The organism is Psychrobacter sp. APC 3281 (assembly GCF_030407815.1).
Lineage (GTDB): Bacteria > Pseudomonadota > Gammaproteobacteria > Pseudomonadales > Moraxellaceae > Psychrobacter.
In genome coordinates this window covers 27,132-47,449 of sequence record NZ_JASDCS010000004.1, presented here as the reverse complement: position 1 = coordinate 47,449, position 20,318 = coordinate 27,132, and the positions used below count along the sequence as shown (strand labels likewise).

The window sequence follows — 20,318 nt, the reverse complement described above, 5'->3', positions numbered from 1 at the left end:
ATCCGAGTAATGATTAGTCAGGAGTATCTGGCTAATCGCTACTTACTTAGCAATATTATAAGGAGATATCATGGACAACGTCTTTATCTACGGCTTATATATCTTAATTTGGCCCGCCATTACTCTTGGCGTACTCGTATTAATTTGCACGGCCACTTATCGTGATGTGAAAAGTGCCAAACGTAACAATAGAGATATAGTTTAGCGCACTATATTTTAAACCATCATCATCAAACACTGGTTTACTAATAGTTTGAAAAAGCCTATTAACAGTATAAACGCTTCTAAATTGGGGCTAAATATAGATAAGATAATAAATAAGCTGTTTTTAATGAAAAAAGGACTTGTAATTTACTATATTTTTGCTAATATAGGCGACCTTGATTGGCTGGATGGCAGAGTGGTCATGCAGCGGACTGCAACTCCGTTAACGCCGGTTCGATTCCGACTCCAGCCTCCAATTATTTATTAACTTTACGTTAATTTTGGCTTGCATTATTATCACAACCGATTATAATAGCGACCACTTATCTAGTAACTAGATGGTCTATCAACTAGTTCACATTTTAGATAAAACAAGTTTTGCCCGGGTGGTGAAATTGGTAGACACAAGGGATTTAAAATCCCTCGCTAGCAATAGCGTGCCGGTTCAAGTCCGGCTCCGGGTACCATTACATAGTCCTATACTATCTTATAGAACAGCTAAAGCCCCTGATATCAGGGGCTTTGTTGTATCTGGCGTTCTATACTATCCTGCTCTACCTATCCCAATCCATGCATCTGATGTACCTTAACCTGTCAGTGCTCATTTAAAATAATGATCATAACAATCGATATAGATGACGAGCACTTCAAACGCTCTATTCACCTATACCACTATTCTTAGAGAAATCTAACTAGACTACACACTTGGTTTTGCAAGTAGCATTGTCAATTTTTGCTTTTAACAGCTAAATCAACTATCCAACAATACGTTGCCATAGTCATCACGCAGATCTTTTTTGACCATTTTCCCAGCGCCATTTAGCACGATGTTATCTACAAATATAACTTTATCAGGTATTTGCCAGCTGGCGATTTTACCTTCGTAAAAGTTCAGTACTTGCGACTCATCAATTTCTGAATCTGGCTCCTTCACCACAATTAGTACTGGACGTTCGCTCCATTTTTTATGCTTTGCAGCAATAGCGGCCGCCATTCTTATCTGTGGATGGGAGACTGCGATGTTTTCCAGCTCTACTGACGATATCCACTCCCCACCAGATTTAATCAAATCTTTTGAGCGATCCCGAATATTCATATAGCCATCGGCATCAATGGTTGCAATATCGCCTGTGTCGAACCAACCATCTCCAGTTATCGCATCAGGGTTCTCGGTGTAATAATCGTTGATGATCCAATGCCCTTTGATCTGTAAACGACCTTGAGACATACCATCTTCTTCGACTCGCTGTAGCGGCTCGTCAGTATCTATGAGACGTAGCTGAACGCCGTAGGGTGGACGACCTTGAGAGTTACGCAACTCATTAATCTCATCTTTACTCAGCGATTTATGCTTGGCTTTTATTTGATTCATCGTTCCAAGTGGGCTGGTTTCTGTCATGCCCCAACCATGTACTGCATCACAATTAAAATCCTCTCTAAACGTTTTGATGACCGATGGTGGACATGCGGCTCCTCCGACAATAGTACGCGTCATGCTATCAAGCTTACTACCTCTGGCTTTGGCAGCGGTCAATAGACTTTGCCAAATCGTTGGAACCCCTAGAGCAACCGTAACATGACAATCATCAATGAGAGATACTAGGCTGTCACCATCGAGATTTGGACCAGGAAGTATGAGAGAGCAACCAGTCAGGGCAGCTGCATAAGGTGTGCCCCACGCATTGACATGGAACATCGGTACTACGGGTAACAAAACGTCTTGTGCAGAGAGCGCGGAGACATCAGGCATGCACAATGCCATCGCATGCAGCACAGAAGAGCGATGCGTATATAAAATTCCTTTAGGGTTACCGGTAGTTCCTGAGGTGTAGCATAAAGAGCTGGCTGTTGCTTCATCAAATTGAGGCCAGTCAAAGTCAGTCGAGTTTTCTGCTAATAGCTCATCAAAGAACAGTACATTAGGCAGTTTTTCGACGATACTATCATCTCGATCACTTAGACAAATGAAGTGTTCAACACCTTTGATATGCTCTTTGATTGCCATAATTAGCGGTAGGAAAGTAGTATCAAAAAATAGTACACGATCATCAGCGTCATTGATAATGTAGCTAAGCTGCTCAGGGAACAAACGTGGATTGATAGTATGGCAAACCATGCCACTGCCTGAAATGGCATACCAAGCTTCTAAATGACGTCGATTATTCCAAGCCAAAGTTGCTATGCGTTCTGATGATTTAAGACCCAGTGTAGCCAATGCATTGGCCAATCGTTTTGAGTTATCTGAGACAGTACGCCAATTGGTATGAGTCATCTGTCCATCGACTTCTTTGGACAAAACCGCCGTATCGCCATGATAACGGGCAGCGTGTTCGATTAGACCACTGATCAGCAATGGCTGATACATCATTTTTCCTAACATAATACATTCCCTGTAGTTATTTGAAAGTCCGCTTATTCTTGCTACTGCATTGCCTGATGCGAAGAATAGGCCTCAACTAAGAATAATCAGAATTATTCTTTAAGACAAGTTAATATTATGTTCTCCATAGGCGACGAAAAACTGTGATTCAACTTCAAAGACTTGATGATTACTCTATATAAATAGTTTTTACTTTCTCATCAAAAGTTTATTGGTATCATTGTTTCTTTAATTAACCATAAAATTTAGACAAAAAAAATCCGACCACCTAAGTGATCGGATTTTTAATGTTTGGTGGAGATGGCGGGAGTTGAACCCGCGTCCGCCAGCATTACGCTCATGAATCTACATGTTTAGTTTCTGTCTTTAGTTTTAATCCGCACCGATCCGACAGTCAGGATGGATTGGACGATTCTCTACTTTTGAACCCAAGCAATTGAGACAATCACTTGTGGCGAGCCTACATGCGGACGCTTCAACTTAGTTAACCAACTGTAGGTGATCAGCAACTAAGTAAGCAGGGTTTAAGCTGCTAGAGCGTAAGTTTCGTCGTTTGCGACTATAACAATATATGTTTGATTAACGAGAGGACATACACTCTCGACATGCATCATTGAGTTTCATCACCAGCGTCGAAGCCAGAACATCCCCAATAAGACTGGCTATTATATAGGAGATATCGGTTAGGTTTCAACCTATAAGTAGCCTGCATTACATTACGTTACAGCTTAATAATTTACGCCAAAACAATGTTTAACCATTTACCGATATTTTGAATCTGCGGCATACAGACCTGATGTGCCATCGGATACGTATTATAAGACACATTATAGTCCTTTGCCGACAATAACTGCTGGGCTTGCTCACCTAGGATAACAGGCACGACTGGGTCATGAGAACCATGTTCAATCAGAATCGGCATGTCTTTATTGGCAGCACTATACTCAATATTATCATTGGTCGCTAAGTACGTAGAGAGCGTCATCAAGCCAGCTAAGCGCTCTGGGTAACCAAGTGCCACGTGATATGCCACTGCTCCGCCCTGCGAAAATCCTGCAATAACGATATGCTCTGGTGATACGCCGCGCTCTATCTCACGACTGATCAAATCTTGTATTTGCTGAGCAGACTCTTCAATCTGAGCCACATCTACTTTACGCTCCAGACTCATCTCTATGATGTCGTACCATGCTGGCATCACCATGCCTCCATTTACTGTGACTGGGCGTTTAGGTGCATGTGGGAAGATAAAACGTACTGCCATATCATTAGCCAAGCCAAGCTGCGGTACCACTGGCTCAAAATCATGACCGCTAGCACCTAAGCCATGTAGCCAAATCACTGCGCGATCTATCTTTTTTTGAGAGGGATTGTGCTCAACGACGACGGCGTCTAAATAGTTACTCATAGTTATCCTTAATAATGTAGTGAGATATGCCTTAAGCATTTTTGTATTTTTTGCCGAAATAATGTGTGTGTCATTATATGGTCAATATCATCTGTTAGTTTGAGAGTATGGTCAATAGTGAGGTACTAAATGGTCAATAGCAAAAATGTGAACAGTATAAGAAGACACGTATGATTTTACGACCGATAAGCTCAATACTATCAAGCTTAAAACTATAAAGCTCAAATACTGTCAGCTGTCTATTCTTTAGTACATGTGCCTACAATTGTATCCGCATTAATGCTAAGTTCTTACAAGACTAAGCTCTTACCAAACTAAGTTCTTATAAGAATGCACGACCCTTAGCTTCTTTTGGCAAGTAGCAACCAATAGTCAAACGTTAATTTTTCAATTCCTATCCATACGTCCGATGGGATTTTTTTATAATTTTGCAGGAACATTTTACATGACAATTTCTAATAAATCAGCGCTTGAGCTGAGTAAGCAGATGCCGGCTAAGGTTAATAAGATTAATCTCGCCTTACCTTTAACGCTGATCAGCTCATTATTGATAGTAGGCTGCACTACTGACAGCCGCTCAGTGCTCACATCAAAAGCCCCTTTATCGACAGCGCAACCACAATCACAGCCACAATTGTCCTCACCTGTCGCATATACCTATGGAGTGCGTCCGTTTTATCTGATAAACGATATGGACGAAGGACCACTAAAAGAAGAGCTACAGGCATGCAGGGGGCAACTGCCAAGTAAGACAGACTTCTCTATTGCACATCGAGGTGCGCCATTACAGCTCCCTGAACATACTTATGATAGCTACGTGGCGTCAGCACAAATGGGTGCTGGCATCTTGGAATGTGATGTCGCTTTTACCAATGATGGTGAGCTTGTCTGTCGTCATGCCCAAAACGATTTGCACACCACTACTAATATATTAGCCACGCCGCTGGCCAAGCAATGTACCGTACCGCCCATCTTAGATGCTAAAGGCAAACTTACCAATGCCGAAAGTATCGAATGCCGAACCTCAGACATTAGCGTTACTGAGTTTAAAACCTTGACGGGTAAGATGGATGCTGCCAATAAAAAAGCAACCAGTATTAGTGAATATATGAATGCAACCGCGCCTTGGCGAACGGACTTATACTCGCAAAACGGCAAAGTGTTAACCTTGAAAGAGCATATCGCGTTGGCTCGCAAGCTGGGTATGAAGCACACGCCTGAGCTAAAAGCACCTGTAGTGACTATGCCGTTTGACGGCTATCGTTTGGACGATTATCGCCAACAGCTGATAGATACTTATAAGGCAGCGGATGTACCTGCAAGCGATGTATTTGCCCAGTCATTCAATATAGAAGATCTGGATTACTGGATCAAAAACGAGCCAGCTTATGGTGCTAATGCCGTCTATCTAATCGATGACAGTAATGAGACCGCTAAGGGTAAAACATTTAATAAAAATGACGCAAGCACATGGAAGCACTCATTGGCTGATATCAAAGCACGCGGCATTAACACCATTGCTCCAGCACTTTGGTTGCTAGTCACTACTGATGGTAAGGGAAATATGCAACCATCAGAATACGCAAAACAAGCCAAAGCCAATGGTCTAAAAATCATTACCTGGTCGATAGAGCGTTCAGGACCATTAACCGATGGTGGCGATTGGTACTATAGCGGTCTTGATGATGCTATCAACAATGATGGTGATATGATGAATTATATTGACGTACTAGCACAGGACGTCGGTGTTCAAGGCATTTTTTCAGACTGGCCCGCTACGGTGAGCTACTATGCCAACTGCAAAGGTCTTAAATAGGCTTTCACTTAGTCTATTAATAGACAGTCATGCTTAATCTTCGTTACCAAGGCCAGCCTATTTATTGAGCTGGCCTTTTTGTTGAATGTATTAAGGTGATTACATCACAAACTATCTACTGAGCACCCTACTTTTCCATTAACTTTTCACACCATTTAACTCGTGGCAGCAAGAGCAACCTACTCTTTTGTGCTACGATAATTTACTAAGCTTATAATACGATGTAGAGACTATGACCCATATTTTACTGGTAGAAGATGATCCTGCGATCGCGATGTCGCTTAAGGTTACCTGCAAGCGCGAAGGCTGGCAGATAACTTGGCTAGATAATGCCAGTAGCGTGTTACCCATGCTGCATAGTCATGAAGCACAAGATCTATCGGCGATCATTATGGATGTCGGTCTGCCAGATGGTGATGGCTTGAGCCTATGTCAACAAATACGTCATACACCTGATATCGATGCCTTAAAAGACTTACCTATCGTATTTTTGACTGCACGTAGCGATGAGGTCGATCGTATTCTAGGATTGGAGATGGGCGGTGATGATTATTGCGCCAAACCCTTTAGTCCACGTGAGTTGGTCGCGCGTTTAAAAGCCATTTGGCGACGTGAACAGCTGATTCAACAGTCAGGCTCTCATACCATAAACTCAGATAACAGTACTGATAATACTTCCTCGAATAATCTATCAGGACAAGCATTAATGTTTGAAAATCAATCTGGCGTTTGGCATTATCAACCGCTGAACTATTCATTAACGTGGCAAGAGCAAAAGCTTGAGCTTAGTAATACAGAACGCAAAATTTTGCTGACATTATTACAAGCGCCGTATCAAGTCTTTAGCCGTGAGCAGTTACTTAGCGCAGTGAGCGACTATCCTGACCACCGCTTGGCACGCACTATAGACAGTCATATCAAGTCAATTCGTAAACAGCTCGCTATGGTAGATATTAATGTCGATGTCATCCATACGCATCGCGGACTGGGTTATGCACTATGTCCCGCTTAACAGTGGCTGCTAGTTTATGAATAATAAAACCAATCCTGCTGAAAATGATATTCATAATGACCAAAGCAATTGGTATGCCAAACTGCACCCTATTGGTACTGCTCAGCAAGCTCCTAAACGTAAACGACTGCTCAATTTAAGTATATTTTTTAGAATTTGGCTAGCAGTTGCGTTGGTGCTCGTCATATGCGGCGTGGTCGTGTTTACTCAGTTGTTTGGCTACGTCAAGCCAACCGCGCAGCAGGTCATCGAAGACACGCTTCTAGACACCAGTAAATTACTCGCGGCCAGTCTACAGGTGCCGTTATCTACAGGACAGTTATATGACGAGGAATATCAAGCGCAACTTGATGCTGCATTTGTCGGCATGCCAGCGATGGATGAAATACTCAGTCCTGTCGATCAAACCAAAAGCCACAGTAGCTTTCGCGTATACGTGACAGACAGTAGCGGCATAGTCATTTACGACTCCCTGCCCAAACCTGATAATAATGAAGGGCAGAACTATGGACGCTGGAATGATGTCTATCTCACGTTAAAAGGACAATACGGTGCAAGAAGCACGCTGCGAGACTATCAGCGACGTGATGGTTCGGTCATGTATGTGGCTCAGCCCATCAAAAACCCGTCTGGAGATATCATCGGTGTGGTCAGTGTCGGTAAGCCTGTCGCTAGCGTATTGCCTTATTTAGATGACACACGTAACCGTATGCTTATCACAGCGCTACTCATTAGCATTGCCGCCCTTATTTTAGCAGGTCTCGTAGCATGGTGGCTTAAGCAAAGCATCACTTTAGTGACTCAATATACCAGTGCGCTGGCAGAAGACACCAAAAAGCCCTATTTTTATCTGGGTCATGAGCTAAATAGCCTGACGGATACGATTGAAACTATGAAGCATCGACTCGAAAACCGTGCTTATGTGACTGATTATGTCCATACTTTGACCCACGAGCTAAAAAGCCCTCTAACCGCGATACGCGCCAGTAGCGAGCTACTAGAGGACGATGGATTAGATGGCAATAAACTGGATAATGAAGATCGTCAAATGCTTATTGAGACGGTTGGTGAGCAAAGCGTAAAGATGCAACAGCTCATCGACCGCCTACTGTTGCTGGCTAAAGTAGAACAGCCTACCTTTAAACTTAACCGACAACTGACTCCCCTGTTACCATTATTGCAAATTCTGATCAGAGATAATGCCGCCAAGCAGCAACAGCAGAACCTATACCCTATCGATATACATGTTGATAATAAGAATGTGACCAACATTGCAAACTTGCCAGCAGAAATATTGGCATCGACCAGCGTGTATGCTGACCAATTTTGGTTAATACAAGTACTGCAAAATGTGCTTGATAATGCGATACACTTTGCAAATCGTACCGTTGATATTTCATTGCATAGCACTACTCGAACCGTCACTATCGATATATTCAATGATGGTAAGCTGCTACCCGAATATGCTGTCGCAAAAGCATTTGAGCGTTACTTTAGCTTGTCTCATCAAAGCCAACCATCATCTCAAACAACGAATCGCACAGACAACAATGATCTATATACAGAGTCGGCAGATCCGACGACTGAGCCAAGGCAGACTGACTATAGTAGTAATACACTTAAAAAAGGCACTGGGCTTGGTCTAACACTAGTGAAGCAAGTAATTGAACATCATGGTGGTCAGGTAGCCATTAATAATGTCCATGCCAATGATGATAAAGCCACTGATAACACTGATACTGGTAAAAACCAGCGTTCTGGTGTGATGGTTAGTATCACCCTGCCCTTAGCTTTAGAATAATAACTTGTAGTCGATTCAATTTAAGAGTAGTACAAGGCAACCGAGTGCAGATGTATATGTGATACTTCAAGCGAGGTTAACGCTGTAATACTTTTATAGTGGAATGACTATATAAGGATTCATCAACTTTCCATCATGACTACACAGGATTTCTACTTCTTTGTTTTACGATAGCACTAGGATCTATTGAACCGTCAAATTCGTAAAGTAAATTAGGAGTAGAAAATCTATGTCACATCAATTAACGGATAACCCTATTATCAAGAGCCTAATCGGACTTAGCCGTCATCACTGTACACAAACTTTATCAAGCCAAGGCGTCGATAGTATTGAGTTTGGACATTGGCTAGCGATTCCTAGTCAGCGGTTGTTATTGGTATTTCGACATCAGCAGTGTGTGGCTATTGATGAGTATCAACTGGCAGCCTGATATCTTGTTCGCTCAACACATTAACTGTATTTAGGTAATAACTGTATTTTATTTGGACATAAAAAAGCCCTTTGTTATTTCTAGTATTAAACTACTGGAAACAACAAAGGGCTGATTACTCTACGACAAAAATACTAAGTAATCGATTGTACTGGCGGCTTCACATCAGTGTTTTGACCGCGATGACGCAGATAGTGATCAAGCAGTACGATCGCTAGCATCGCTTCGGCAATGGGCGTAGCACGCACACCAACGCAAGGATCATGACGACCCTTAGTCAGCATATCGACTGCTTCACCCTGAGTGTTAATGCTCTTGCCAGCAGTAGTAATACTAGATGTTGGTTTTAGAGCAATACTCACACGGATATCTTGACCTGATGAGATACCACCCAAGACACCGCCAGCATGATTGGCTGCAAACCCATCTGGGGTCAGCTCGTCACGAGCGCTATGTCCGAATTGACCTGCCACCGCCATCCCATCACCAATCTCGACGCCTTTGACCGCATTGATACTCATCATCGCATGAGCGATATCTGCATCTAAACGATCAAATACTGGCTCGCCTAAGCCTACTGGTACACCGCTCGCAATGATATCAAGGCGCGCGCCACAGCTAGTGCCTTCACGGCGCAAATTATCAATCAAGGTTTCAAAACGGCCAATCGCTTCTTTGTCTGCGCAAAAGAACGGATTGCTATTTACAAACTCCCAGTCAATTTGGCTTGGGTCTAAGACATTACTATGCTCATTGCCAATCTGAGTCACATGACCGCGGATTTGAACACCCAGACGTTCTTGCAAATACTTCTTGGCGATAGCACCAGCAGCCACTCGCATAGCCGTCTCACGCGCTGACGAACGACCGCCACCACGATAGTCACGGAAGCCATATTTCATACTATAAGTATAGTCAGCGTGTCCAGGACGGAAAGTATCTTTGATATCGCTATAGTCTTTAGATTTTTGATTGGTATTACGAATCAATAGACCGATAGACGTACCTGTAGTTTTACCTTCAAATACGCCAGAGATAATCTCAACTTCATCAGACTCACGGCGCTGGGTTGAATACTTAGACGTACCCGGTTTGCGACGATCCAAATCTACTTGTAGGTCGTCTGCAGATAATGCTAAACCTGGTGGTACGCCATCAACGATGGCCATAAGGCCTGCGCCATGTGACTCACCGCAAGTGGTGACCGTAAAAACCTGCCCAATACTATTGCCTGCCATAACTGTCCTTAAACAAGTAAACGCTACTGATGACTATGTGACCAATCACTCATGCCACTTATGATGATTGCTTGTGTTGCTTATAATGAGTGATTGTAGTTGTTGCTTATAGTTTCGGCTCATGAAGCCGACGTCTATTTAACCTAATATCTGTCTATTGAAGGCTATCTAATAGCTGAACATAAGAGGCAAACAATTGACGGTTTGAAACTAGCTCATCATAGGTAATCGCAAAGACGCCATGTCCGCCATGTGCAAACTTCAACCAATCAAATTGGATTTCAGGATAGGCTTGTTTTAGCGCCCATTCGCTGTCACCCACTTCACAGATCAGCAACCCATCTGGGCTAAGGTAATCTGGCGCTTCAAATAAGATACGATGTACCAAATCTAAACCATCTTGGCCAGCTGCTAATGCATGCTCAGGCTCATATAAGAACTCAGGCGGCAAATCTGCCATGATAGCAGCATCTACGTATGGCGGATTGGTGACGATAAGCTCATACTGATTCTCAGCAGGTATCTTGGCAAACAAATCAGACTCGATTACGTTTACTTGATGGCCAAGGTCATGATGATCGACATTGACCATTGCCACTTCTAATGCGCCTTTATCGATATCAACGGCATCGACCAACGCATCAACGAAACGGGTAGCAAGCGCGATAGCGATACAACCAGAGCCAGTACACAAGTCCAAGATACGCTCAGGCTGCGACAATTGCTTCACATCTAGGCCATGGTCATAAAATACCGCTGACTTTTCGTTCGGACTGACACCCAGTGGTTTGGCCAAGTCAGTAACTTCAAAGTACGGATGGAACTGCTGACGAATCAACTCTGCAATCGGTGAACGCGGGATAAGAACACGCTCATCAACATAAAAAGGCAAATCGCAGAAGTATGACAAGTTAATCAAATAACTGAGTGGTTTACGTTCAGCGATACGCTCTTCTAACAGTCCTAGTACCAACTGCTTTTCAGAGGTGGTCAGACGACAGTCTAAAATCTGCTCATTGGCAGACCAATCGAGAGACAAAGAGTGCAGGACAATGGCTGACGCTTCTGCAAACTCATCGGTCGTGCCTTGTGCAACAACGACGTCATAATTACGCAGCTGCGTGACTGAAAAACGAATAAAGTCGCGAATACTGACGAGCTGCTCACGTGCTTCGTTTAGCTCTGCATGTAAGTTAGCAAATTCATCGTGCTCACCAAGAAGTCCAGTCTCTAAATCATACTCCATCTCACCGTCTAAGCCCTCAGACTCATCATTGAAGTATTGGTTTTGAAACTCTTCTGCACTCATTGTTTGGTCTTCTGACATATCGCACCTTGTGGATTAACTGCTAGCGGGTTAAATTGCTTTTTACTAAAAATCGTTATATTAAATAAAATTCAGTCATACATTATAGACGTAAACCTCTAGTAGCGCCAATAACTGTCATTTTTACTTGCACAAAAAATAGTGCGAATAATGAACAGTTTGCGTAAGAATCGAGCACGACGCCATACACACCTTGGTTAAATTATTACCCAACTGTAGCGAATACGTCAGCAGTTGACGTTTGGCAAGTCTTAAATGCAAAAAGATGTGTCAAAAGTTTGCGATGCAATCAAATTATGCGCATAATAGCCGCATTAGTAGCAACCACAAGTGACTCAATATGATGAAAATAAAGCCAATTATTACTGCCATATCTATCGCAGCTGTAAGTGCTAGTGTAGCCGCAATTGCTGCACCTGCCGATAGTACTCGCACATTACCAGTACGCACGGCTGACGCTATGCCAGGTCTTGCCAAAAAGGTTAGCCTGAATGTGCAAGAGAACCGTAGTCGCTCAGATGGCGCTGCTACTGTACAGTTGAATACAGAGAAAGCGAAACCAGTCGACAGCATGAACCAGCTTATCAACAACAAGCAAGAAGCCAGTCAAAACGTGCCAGCCCCAGCTGCTGACAATATGAGCGCAGCAGAACTGACGCGTAAAGATGAGCAAGCTGACCGCAATGATGACATTAGTGAGGGTCAAGCCGTTGCTGCGCCTAGCGACCTATCATCTATCGACTCGTCTGATCCACTCGCTTTTGAGTTACCAGAAAGTGAGAAGCGTCAAGACTTTAGCGATGATCCGACCATCAAAAACATCGAAGACAAAGATGGCAAGAAGCACACAACGCTGAACTTGTCGAACTATGCTAAGCAAGTGAACGGTGCTGTCTGGTCACCTAATATGAAAGTCAACTCAGCGATGACCATCAAAATGCAGGCGCTGCTCGATTGGAACCATGCTTCTCCTGGTCCTATCGATGGCGGTTGGGGCATGAACAGCAAAAAAGCCCTCGTTAACTTCCAAACGATGAAAGGCTTGCCAGCGACTGGTAAAATGGATCAGAAAACTTGGGATGCCTTGGTTAAAAACATCCCTGCGAATAAACCTGTACTGGTCACTTACACGTTGACCGCAGAAGATATCAATACCAATTTTGCGACCACGCCTTCTGGCTCAGAAGCGAAGTCAAAAATGAAAGGTCTTTATTATCAAGATATTAAAGAGATGCTAGGTGAACGTTTCCATATGGATGTACGTTACTTAGATAAACTCAACAAAAACAAAAAGTACGCTGTTGGCGAGACTATCACAGTGCTAAATACTCGTGACAAGCTGAACCAACGTATCAATCGCGTGGTTGCCAACAAAGCCGACAAAACATTGTATGCCTATAATGGTGACAAACTGGTTGCTACTTATCCGACGACTGTTGGTAGCGATGCCACACCGTCTCCAAAAGGCACGTTCAAAATTATCAATAAAGTGAAGATGCCTTGGTATAAATCAACCGTTGGTGAAGGCGCTCAAAAGAAAGTTCATATGATAGCACCAGGACCAAACAACCCAGTCGGTGTCGTTTGGATGGGATTATCTAAGCCTTCTTACGGTTTACATGGCTCACCAGTACCTGAAGGTATCAGTCGTCAAGGCTCAGCAGGTTGTGTTCGTTTGACCAACTGGGATGTGTTAGAAGTTTATGCCAATATCGAAAATGGCGCAGTTGTCGAACTTCAATAAATAGAACTTTATTGAATCTAGCTTCGATGCTAGTTAGCAGATATTTTTAATGATAAAAAAGACCTCAATATTGAGGTCTTTTTTGTTTGCTGATGGGCGGTCCCTCTTCACATCGATAACACTGCTTGTCTTTATGTCTTACTGTTCGCCTTTATGTCTTATAGCCTTCCTCATTCCCAGTAATACTGCCAATTTTTTTGGTAAAGAATAATCCTGCAGGTATCGAAGCCAAAATACCCAATCCAACCGCTATTTGAATATGAAATATCTCATCGAACCCTGTAATGAGAGCACCAATCATAAAAAGTCCGATAGTCACGGTGGCTGTCATTGAGTAGATGACAGAAAATAATGGCCAGTTCATAAGTTATTCCTTATCTTTATTGTGGATATAATATATTTAACCTTAAACCCACAAAAAAAGTAAGTATTTACCGTAAACCCTTGTAGCATCTATATTGAATGACTTTTGAATAAAAACCATGCTATTATTAAGGTTTTAGACTTAATCATAAGAAACATCAGTTTCTACTCCCATTTTCTCTCAACTCTTTTTTATATTTTCAAGAATCCCCTATATCTTTATCTATTTATCATTACAATAATGACTTTCTTTATCTACTAAGAACGCTATCTGCTATGTCCTCATCTGAAAAAAATACTGCGCCTAACTCAGTGGATCAAAATGATTCACCAATCATTACTGACGCCTCTCACAATCAAAACGCAACAAGTGACCCAGTAGTTGATGATGCCGCTGTAGTCAATGATGAAAGCGAAGACAATCAACATAAACAATCGACTGATACAGATGACGAAATAGACTCCGAAGTAGACACTGAAGTAGACACTGAATGTGCGCAGCCACCTGACGCTGAGATAACCATGGAAACTATCAGTGACGATGTGGTCGTAGCAACCTTAGAATCGACAGAACCTGAGTCACAGTCAAATACTGAAGCATCAGAGAGTGTAGAGTCAGAATCTATAGAAGCGAGAGAAAAGTCCGATTTCTTTCAGTCGGATACGGCAGAAACAACAGAAAAAAGTGCTCAAGACGATAGTGATGCTGAAATAACGGTAGAAGCAGAAGACGACTCTGCTAATGACCCTGCTGATGACACAAACATCGCAGCACAGTCATCAGATAACAAAACAGCCACTCAACAAAAGACAAAAAATGCATCTAGTCGCAATAATGACCATCAAAATAATGACTCAGAAGATAAAAGCCAAAATAAAGACACCGATGTAGAAGATAGTGATGTAGAAAACGAGAGTGACGAAGATGAGGTTCAAGAGGAAAAAGAAGCCAAACTTGAGTCTTACAAGCAATTTGTCGCCGAACAATTTAGTAATCAAAAAGTAGATTACCCAGAAGTACGGGTTAGGATTGAGGCAAACGCCCTGCCTAGCAAGATGTACTTCATCATGAACATTTTGTCTGCCATCATTGCCAGTTATGGTCTAGTGACCAATTCAGCAGCCGTGGTCATCGGAGCGATGTTGGTTGCGATGATGCTAGGCCCTATCACGGGTATAGCGCTAGCGATTATCGATCACCGTATGCCACTGCTACGTAAGTCGCTCTTTACCGTCATCATCGGTGTCTCATTAGTGGTGCTGGTCGGCTTTATTGTTGGTTGGCTACATAAGGATCAACCGCTAACGGCAGAAATCCTATCACGTACCCAGCCTACTTCCATGGATCTGATGATTGCCTTAGCAGGTGGTACTGCTGGCGCGTACGCGATGGTATCTCCGCATCTTTCAGTCGCTGTTGTTGGCGTTGCGGTTGCCACAGCCTTGGTGCCACCACTGGCTGCTAGTGGTATCTTGCTCGCTAATGGCGAGATGCAGCTTGGACTTGGTGCCCTGTTATTGGCAGCAACCAACATTCTTGCTATCCAGTTTACCAATGCGCTTGTCTTATGGTTATTAGGGTTCCGTCGTTTGGTCGATGACGATTATAAATCCAATACCTATCTGACCTTTTTGCAGCGGAACGCCGTGACTTTATTACTACTTGGCGGCTTAGGTGCCTACTTAACCATCAACCTACAGACCAATGCCAAGCAGCAAGTATTTGAGAGTAGTGTCAAAGAAGCCATCAACAACTACTTTATCGATCAAGGCAATGTATTGACCAATACACAGTTTGATACCTCAGAAGAGAACCAAGTGGTGCGGGCAATCGTACGTGGAGAGACTTTACCGAGCTCATATGACGTACGCCAGATTGAAACGCTCATTACTCAAGATATGGCAGAGAATTTCCCAGAGTACTTGCCAATCAAGCTCCAACTACGCTATCTACCCGTACAAGTGATTGAATCCAATCCAACCACACAAGACAAATTGGATGAAACGGATGCGGCAATTTTGACCAATTAGTCTGCATACTCTACAAATTAGGCAATGACTAGCATACGTATAATAACCTAGTAGTTATAACTCTTGTACCAAGAGCTTGGGCGTTTGTGCTAAAATCGCTTGCAAAATTATTTTATGTCATTTACTCAATTCTATCCGTCAGTAAGGAGCCGCTGTGAGCCAGCCATTTCGCTCAGCCGATATTCGCCAAGCCTTTATCGATTTTTTCATAAGCAAGCAGCACACCCAAGTTTCATCGTCTAGCTTGATTCCACACAATGATCCGACATTGCTATTTACCAATGCCGGTATGAATCAGTTTAAAGAGACATTTTTGGGAATGGAGCCACGTGACTATACACGCGCGGTAACCTCTCAAAAGTGCGTACGTGCTGGCGGCAAACATAATGATTTGGATAATGTCGGCTATACCGCACGTCATCATACTTTCTTTGAAATGCTTGGCAATTTCTCATTTGGTGATTATTTCAAGCAAGCAGGCATCGAGTATATCTGGGAGTTTTTGACCTCAGATAAGTGGTTAGCGATTGATAAAAATCGTCTCTACGTCACTATCTATGAAACTGATGACGAAGCTTTTGAGATTTGGAATAAAAATATCGGCATTCCGAGTGAGCGCATCATTCGCATTGGTGATAACAAAGGTGCTCCTTACGCTTCTGATAACTTTTGGACAATGGGCGACACTGGTCCTTGTGGTCCTTGTACCGAAGTGTTTTATGACCACGGTGCTGAGATCGAAGGCGGCTTGCCAGGTACGCCAGAAGAAGACGGCGATCGCTATATTGAGATTTGGAACTGCGTATTCATGCAGTTCAATCGTCAAAAGGACGGCACGCTATTGCCACTGCCAGCACCTAGCGTCGATACAGGCATGGGGCTTGAGCGTATTAGTGCCATCATGCAAGGCGTTCATGGCAATTACGAGATCGATTTATTTGTCCATTTGATGAATGCAGCAGCTGAAATCCTAGAAATCAATAATGAGCAACAATCATCATTGAAAGTCATTGCCGACCATATTCGTGCGGTGGCGTTTTTGATTGCTGATGGCGTCACGCCAAGTAATGAAGGTCGCGGCTATGTATTGCGCCGTGTCATTCGTCGTGCGGTACGTCATGGCAACAAACTTGGCGCTGATAGCGAGTTCTTCTATAAGATGGTTGCGCCGCTTGTCGCTGAAATGGGCAGTGCCTATCCTGAGCTACAAGACAAGCAGAGCGTCATCGAAAGTGCTATTCAAAAAGAAGAAGCACAGTTTGCTAAAACATTGGCCCAAGGCTTACGTTTACTTGCCAGCGAACTTGAAGGCTTACAAGATGGCGATACGCTATCTGGTGAAGCGGCATTTAAGCTTTATGATACCTATGGTTTCCCACTTGATTTGACCGCCGATATCACTCGTGAGCGTGGTATTGCTATTGATGAAGCGGAATTTGATGAGCATATGCAAGCACAACGTGAGCGTGCGCGTGATGCTGGCAAGTTTGACGTCGATTACAGCAGTGTCATCCAAGTAGAAACACCAACGACATTTATCGGCTATGAGCAGCTTGAAGAAGACGGCGTGACTATTGACGCACTTTATCAAGACGGTAACCCAGCAGACAGCTTAACAGAAGGCATGGAAGGCGTTGTGGTATTAGATCGCACCCCATTTTATGCCGAAGGTGGTGGTCAAGTGGGTGAGCTTGGTGAAATCCGTACGGCATCTGGCGTTTTTGAAGTACAAGATACCAAAAAATCTGGTCAGGCGATTATCCATTATGGTGTCGTGACCATGGGCGATATCAGCACTAAGCAAACCGCTGAAGCGCAAGTACTGTCTAGTATACGTGCAGCCAGTGCCAAAAACCACTCGGCTACTCACTTATTGCATGCAGCGCTAAGAGAAGTACTGGGCGACGCGGTCACGCAAAAAGGCTCACTAGTCTCAAGCGAAGTACTACGTTTTGACTTTGCTTATGACAAACCTGTCAGCGCCGCTGAAATCATGCGTGTCGAACGTCTCGTTAATGAGCAAATCCAAGCCAACACCCCTGCCCGTATCGAGCACATGTCGATTGACGAAGCGATGAACCAAGGCGCTATGGCACTGTTTGGCGAAAAGTACGGTAGTGACGTTCGAGTCCTAACCATGGGTACAGATCGTATCGTTGATGGTCAGCGCAAGCCTTTTTCTATCGAGCTATGTGGTGGCTTGCATGTACAGCGTACGGGCGATATCGGTGTGCTAAAAATCACCAGTGAGTCTGGTATTGCGGCTGGTATCCGCCGAGTTGAAGCTGTCACTGGCATGAATGCGGTCAAAAATATTCAGCAAAGCGAGCAACAACTGAGCGAGTTGGCAAGTCAGCTGAAAGTAAAACGTCCTGAAGTGGCGCAGCGCGTCCGTACTATGGCTGATAAGCAACGTGACCTAGAAAAACAACTAGAGCGCTTGCAGCAAAAAATCGCCAGTGCTCAAGCAGCCAACTTGCTTGATGATGTACAAACGATCGCAGGTACGCCCGTTCTTATCAGCACCTTAAGCGGTATCGATGGTAAATCCATCCGTACGCTGATGGACGATATCAAATCAAAACTGCCTGATAGTGTGATTGTATTGATTGGTGATAAAGATGACCAGTTAGCACTCGCAGCGAGCGTCGCAAAATCTGTCACTGCTAAAGTGAAAGCTGGGGATATTATTCGTCACTTGGCAGGTGAGCTTGGTGGTAAAGGTGGCGGTAAGCCTGACTACGCACAAGGTGGCGCACCGAAGTCTGGTAACAGTGCAGCGGTTATTAGTGCTCTACCTGCTTGGATTGAAACCCAGTTTATCTAAACTAGCGAATATTAAACTCGTGAATATACTGGTTTAGCGCTCCACAATGTATCTTATATTTATCGCATAGCTTTACTCTACTACGCATAGAATACGTGATTGGTTATAACTACTATAACCAATCGCCATACATCTAAGCGCTCCTGAGGCTTAAAGTTATGCGGTAGATATGGTATAAAGGTCAACGTTTGGGCATATTGTTCATTCCATAAGGTTGATAGATACCATTAGAAGAATGCAAAACCTAAAGGCATAACTCTTATCATCTGGCTTTATCTATACAAGCATTGGCGAGTATCACATTGACTCTCATCAATGACAATAAAAAGTCATTATTGAATAAATAGGTAGATTTTTATGGCGTTAATAGTACAGAAATACGGCGGCACTTCGATGGGCAGTATCGACCGAATCAAAAACGTCGCCAAACGAGTCAAACGCTGGCATGACAATGGTCATCAAGTGGTCGTCGTGGTCTCAGCTATGAGCGGCGAAACCAACCGTTTGATTGATCTAGCTCGCCAAATTAGCACGCAACCTGATCCTCGCGAATACGATCAGATGGTCTCAACAGGTGAGCAGGTTTCTATCTCTCTACTCGCTATGGCCATTAAAGAGCTTGGTATTGGTGCCCGTTCAATGACTGGTCGCCAAGTCGCGATTAAAACCGACAACGCCCATAATAAAGCCCGTATCGAAAGCATCGATGACAAAAACATACGCGAGCAATTAGATGCTGGCAATATCGTTATTGTGGCAGGTTTTCAAGGTATTGACGAAGAAGGCAACGCGACCACATTAGGGCGCGGCGGTTCTGATACCACAGGTGTGGCGATTGCTGCGGCCTTAGGCGCTGACGAGTGTCAAATTTATACCGATGTCGATGGTGTCTATACCACTGACCCTCGCGTGACCTCAAAAGCCAAAAAACTTGAAAAAATTACGTTTGAAGAAATGCTTGAAATGGCAAGTCTTGGCTCTAAGATTCTACAGATTCGCTCAGTAGAATTCGCTGGTAAATATGGCGTGCCGCTACGTGTACTCTCTAGCTTTGATGAAAACACAGACGGTAGCTTTGACCAAGAATTTCAAGACAACGTTGGTACCCTAATTACGATAGACGAAGGAGACAATATGGAACAGGCAATCATCTCAGGTATCGCGTTCAACAGAGACGAAGCAAAAATCTTAGTACGCGGCGTGCCTGACCATCCTGGTATCGCCTCTGCTATCTTAAGCCCAATTGGTCGTGCCAATATCGAAATCGATATGATTGTACAAAATCTTTCGGATAACGGTACCACTGACTTTACTTTCACAGTTAACCGCACTGATTTAGATAAGACGCTAAAAGTGCTTAACGAAGAAGTGAAAGATGAAATTGGTGCCAAAGAAATACTAGGTAACAGTGAAGTCGTCAAAGTATCATTGGTTGGTGTTGGCATGCGTTCACACGCAGGTGTCGCTAGCCTTATGTTCCAAACACTGGCTGAAAACAACATCAATATCCAAATGATTTCAACCAGCGAAATCAAAGTGTCGGTTCTGATTCAAGATCAACACTTAGAAAAAGCTGTTAAGTCATTGCACACGGCATTTGGCCTAGATCGTGAAGACGGCGAAAGCAAAATCGCTGGGCTATAAGACATAAAAACTGTTAAAATATGGCATTAAGATTTATGGTTATCTATTAACCGCTATTAATGACTTTATACTTTATATAGTATGTAGATAAAC

At 43.4% G+C, this 20,318-nt stretch carries 14 protein-coding genes, 2 tRNA genes and 1 other RNA gene; 11 read left to right on the top strand and 6 right to left on the bottom strand.

All coding sequences use genetic code 11. The features are described from left to right. Positions 1-70: 70 nt before the first annotated feature. The 3 genes from QL886_RS04060 (at position 71) to QL886_RS04050 (ending at position 671) form a co-directional block, all read left to right on the top strand. Positions 71-205: a putative transporter small subunit gene (locus QL886_RS04060; RefSeq protein ID WP_218870079.1), complete on the top strand. Its 135-nt coding sequence runs from the start codon at positions 71-73 to the stop codon at positions 203-205. Positions 206-386: 181 nt separating this feature from the next. After that, a tRNA-Cys gene (locus tag QL886_RS04055) sits at positions 387-460 on the top strand. 124 nt (positions 461-584) lie between these two features. Beyond that, positions 585-671: transfer RNA gene (locus QL886_RS04050), tRNA-Leu, on the top strand. Between the two features lie 284 nt (positions 672-955). On the opposite strand, the gene QL886_RS04045 is transcribed toward QL886_RS04050, so the two are convergent. The 3 genes from QL886_RS04045 to QL886_RS04035 form a co-directional block, all read right to left on the bottom strand. Then, a complete protein-coding gene (locus QL886_RS04045) occupies positions 956-2,584 on the bottom strand; it encodes a long-chain-fatty-acid--CoA ligase (RefSeq protein ID WP_290177716.1) in 1,629 nt (542 codons plus the stop codon). A gap of 292 nt (positions 2,585-2,876) precedes the next feature. Further along, positions 2,877-3,235: a transfer-messenger RNA gene (ssrA, locus tag QL886_RS04040) on the bottom strand. 85 nt (positions 3,236-3,320) lie between these two features. Continuing rightward, on the bottom strand, positions 3,321-3,992 hold the full coding sequence (locus tag QL886_RS04035) for a dienelactone hydrolase family protein (protein WP_290177715.1): 672 nt from the start codon (positions 3,990-3,992) through the stop codon (positions 3,321-3,323). 445 nt (positions 3,993-4,437) lie between these two features. On the opposite strand from QL886_RS04035, the gene QL886_RS04030 reads away from it, so the two are divergent. The 4 genes from QL886_RS04030 (at position 4,438) to QL886_RS04015 (ending at position 9,051) form a co-directional block, all read left to right on the top strand. Then, positions 4,438-5,808 carry a glycerophosphodiester phosphodiesterase family protein gene (locus tag QL886_RS04030; protein ID WP_290177714.1) on the top strand — a complete coding sequence of 457 codons (1,371 nt, stop codon included), beginning with the start codon at positions 4,438-4,440 and terminating at the stop codon, positions 5,806-5,808. Positions 5,809-6,040: 232 nt separating this feature from the next. Then, positions 6,041-6,820, top strand: a complete 780-nt coding sequence (locus tag QL886_RS04025; protein ID WP_290177713.1) for a response regulator — start codon at positions 6,041-6,043, stop codon at positions 6,818-6,820. A 16-nt stretch (positions 6,821-6,836) separates the two neighbouring features. Then, positions 6,837-8,621: a two-component system sensor histidine kinase CreC gene (gene creC / locus QL886_RS04020; RefSeq protein ID WP_290177712.1), complete on the top strand. Its 1,785-nt coding sequence runs from the start codon at positions 6,837-6,839 to the stop codon at positions 8,619-8,621. A 229-nt stretch (positions 8,622-8,850) separates the two neighbouring features. Beyond that, positions 8,851-9,051 carry a hypothetical protein gene (locus QL886_RS04015; RefSeq protein WP_290177711.1) on the top strand — a complete coding sequence of 67 codons (201 nt, stop codon included), beginning with the start codon at positions 8,851-8,853 and terminating at the stop codon, positions 9,049-9,051. 134 nt (positions 9,052-9,185) lie between these two features. On the opposite strand, the gene aroC is transcribed toward QL886_RS04015, so the two are convergent. Together aroC and prmB are read right to left on the bottom strand one after the other, a co-directional pair. Next, on the bottom strand, positions 9,186-10,289 hold the full coding sequence (gene aroC / locus QL886_RS04010) for a chorismate synthase (protein WP_290177710.1): 1,104 nt from the start codon (positions 10,287-10,289) through the stop codon (positions 9,186-9,188). A gap of 154 nt (positions 10,290-10,443) precedes the next feature. After that, entirely contained in the window at positions 10,444-11,616 is a 1,173-nt protein-coding gene (gene prmB, locus QL886_RS04005) for a 50S ribosomal protein L3 N(5)-glutamine methyltransferase (RefSeq protein ID WP_290177709.1), read from the bottom strand. Positions 11,617-11,956: 340 nt separating this feature from the next. On the opposite strand from prmB, the gene QL886_RS04000 reads away from it, so the two are divergent. After that, the gene (locus tag QL886_RS04000; protein ID WP_290177708.1) at positions 11,957-13,360 is read left to right on the top strand and encodes a L,D-transpeptidase family protein; all 1,404 of its coding nucleotides are present in this window, start codon (positions 11,957-11,959) and stop codon (positions 13,358-13,360) included. Between the two features lie 151 nt (positions 13,361-13,511). Here the strand turns inward: QL886_RS04000 and QL886_RS03995 are convergent, their stop codons facing one another. After that, positions 13,512-13,724, bottom strand: a complete 213-nt coding sequence (locus tag QL886_RS03995; RefSeq protein WP_290177707.1) for a hypothetical protein — start codon at positions 13,722-13,724, stop codon at positions 13,512-13,514. Positions 13,725-13,999: 275 nt separating this feature from the next. Between QL886_RS03995 and QL886_RS03990 the strand changes: the two genes are divergently transcribed. The 3 genes from QL886_RS03990 (at position 14,000) to QL886_RS03980 (ending at position 20,225) form a co-directional block, all read left to right on the top strand. After that, entirely contained in the window at positions 14,000-15,754 is a 1,755-nt protein-coding gene (locus QL886_RS03990; protein WP_290177706.1) for a DUF389 domain-containing protein, read from the top strand. Positions 15,755-15,908: 154 nt separating this feature from the next. Then, positions 15,909-18,581, top strand: a complete 2,673-nt coding sequence (gene alaS, locus QL886_RS03985) for an alanine--tRNA ligase (RefSeq protein WP_290177705.1) — start codon at positions 15,909-15,911, stop codon at positions 18,579-18,581. Positions 18,582-18,938: 357 nt separating this feature from the next. Continuing rightward, positions 18,939-20,225: an aspartate kinase gene (locus QL886_RS03980; RefSeq protein ID WP_057759246.1), complete on the top strand. Its 1,287-nt coding sequence runs from the start codon at positions 18,939-18,941 to the stop codon at positions 20,223-20,225. Positions 20,226-20,318: the final 93 nt, after the last annotated feature.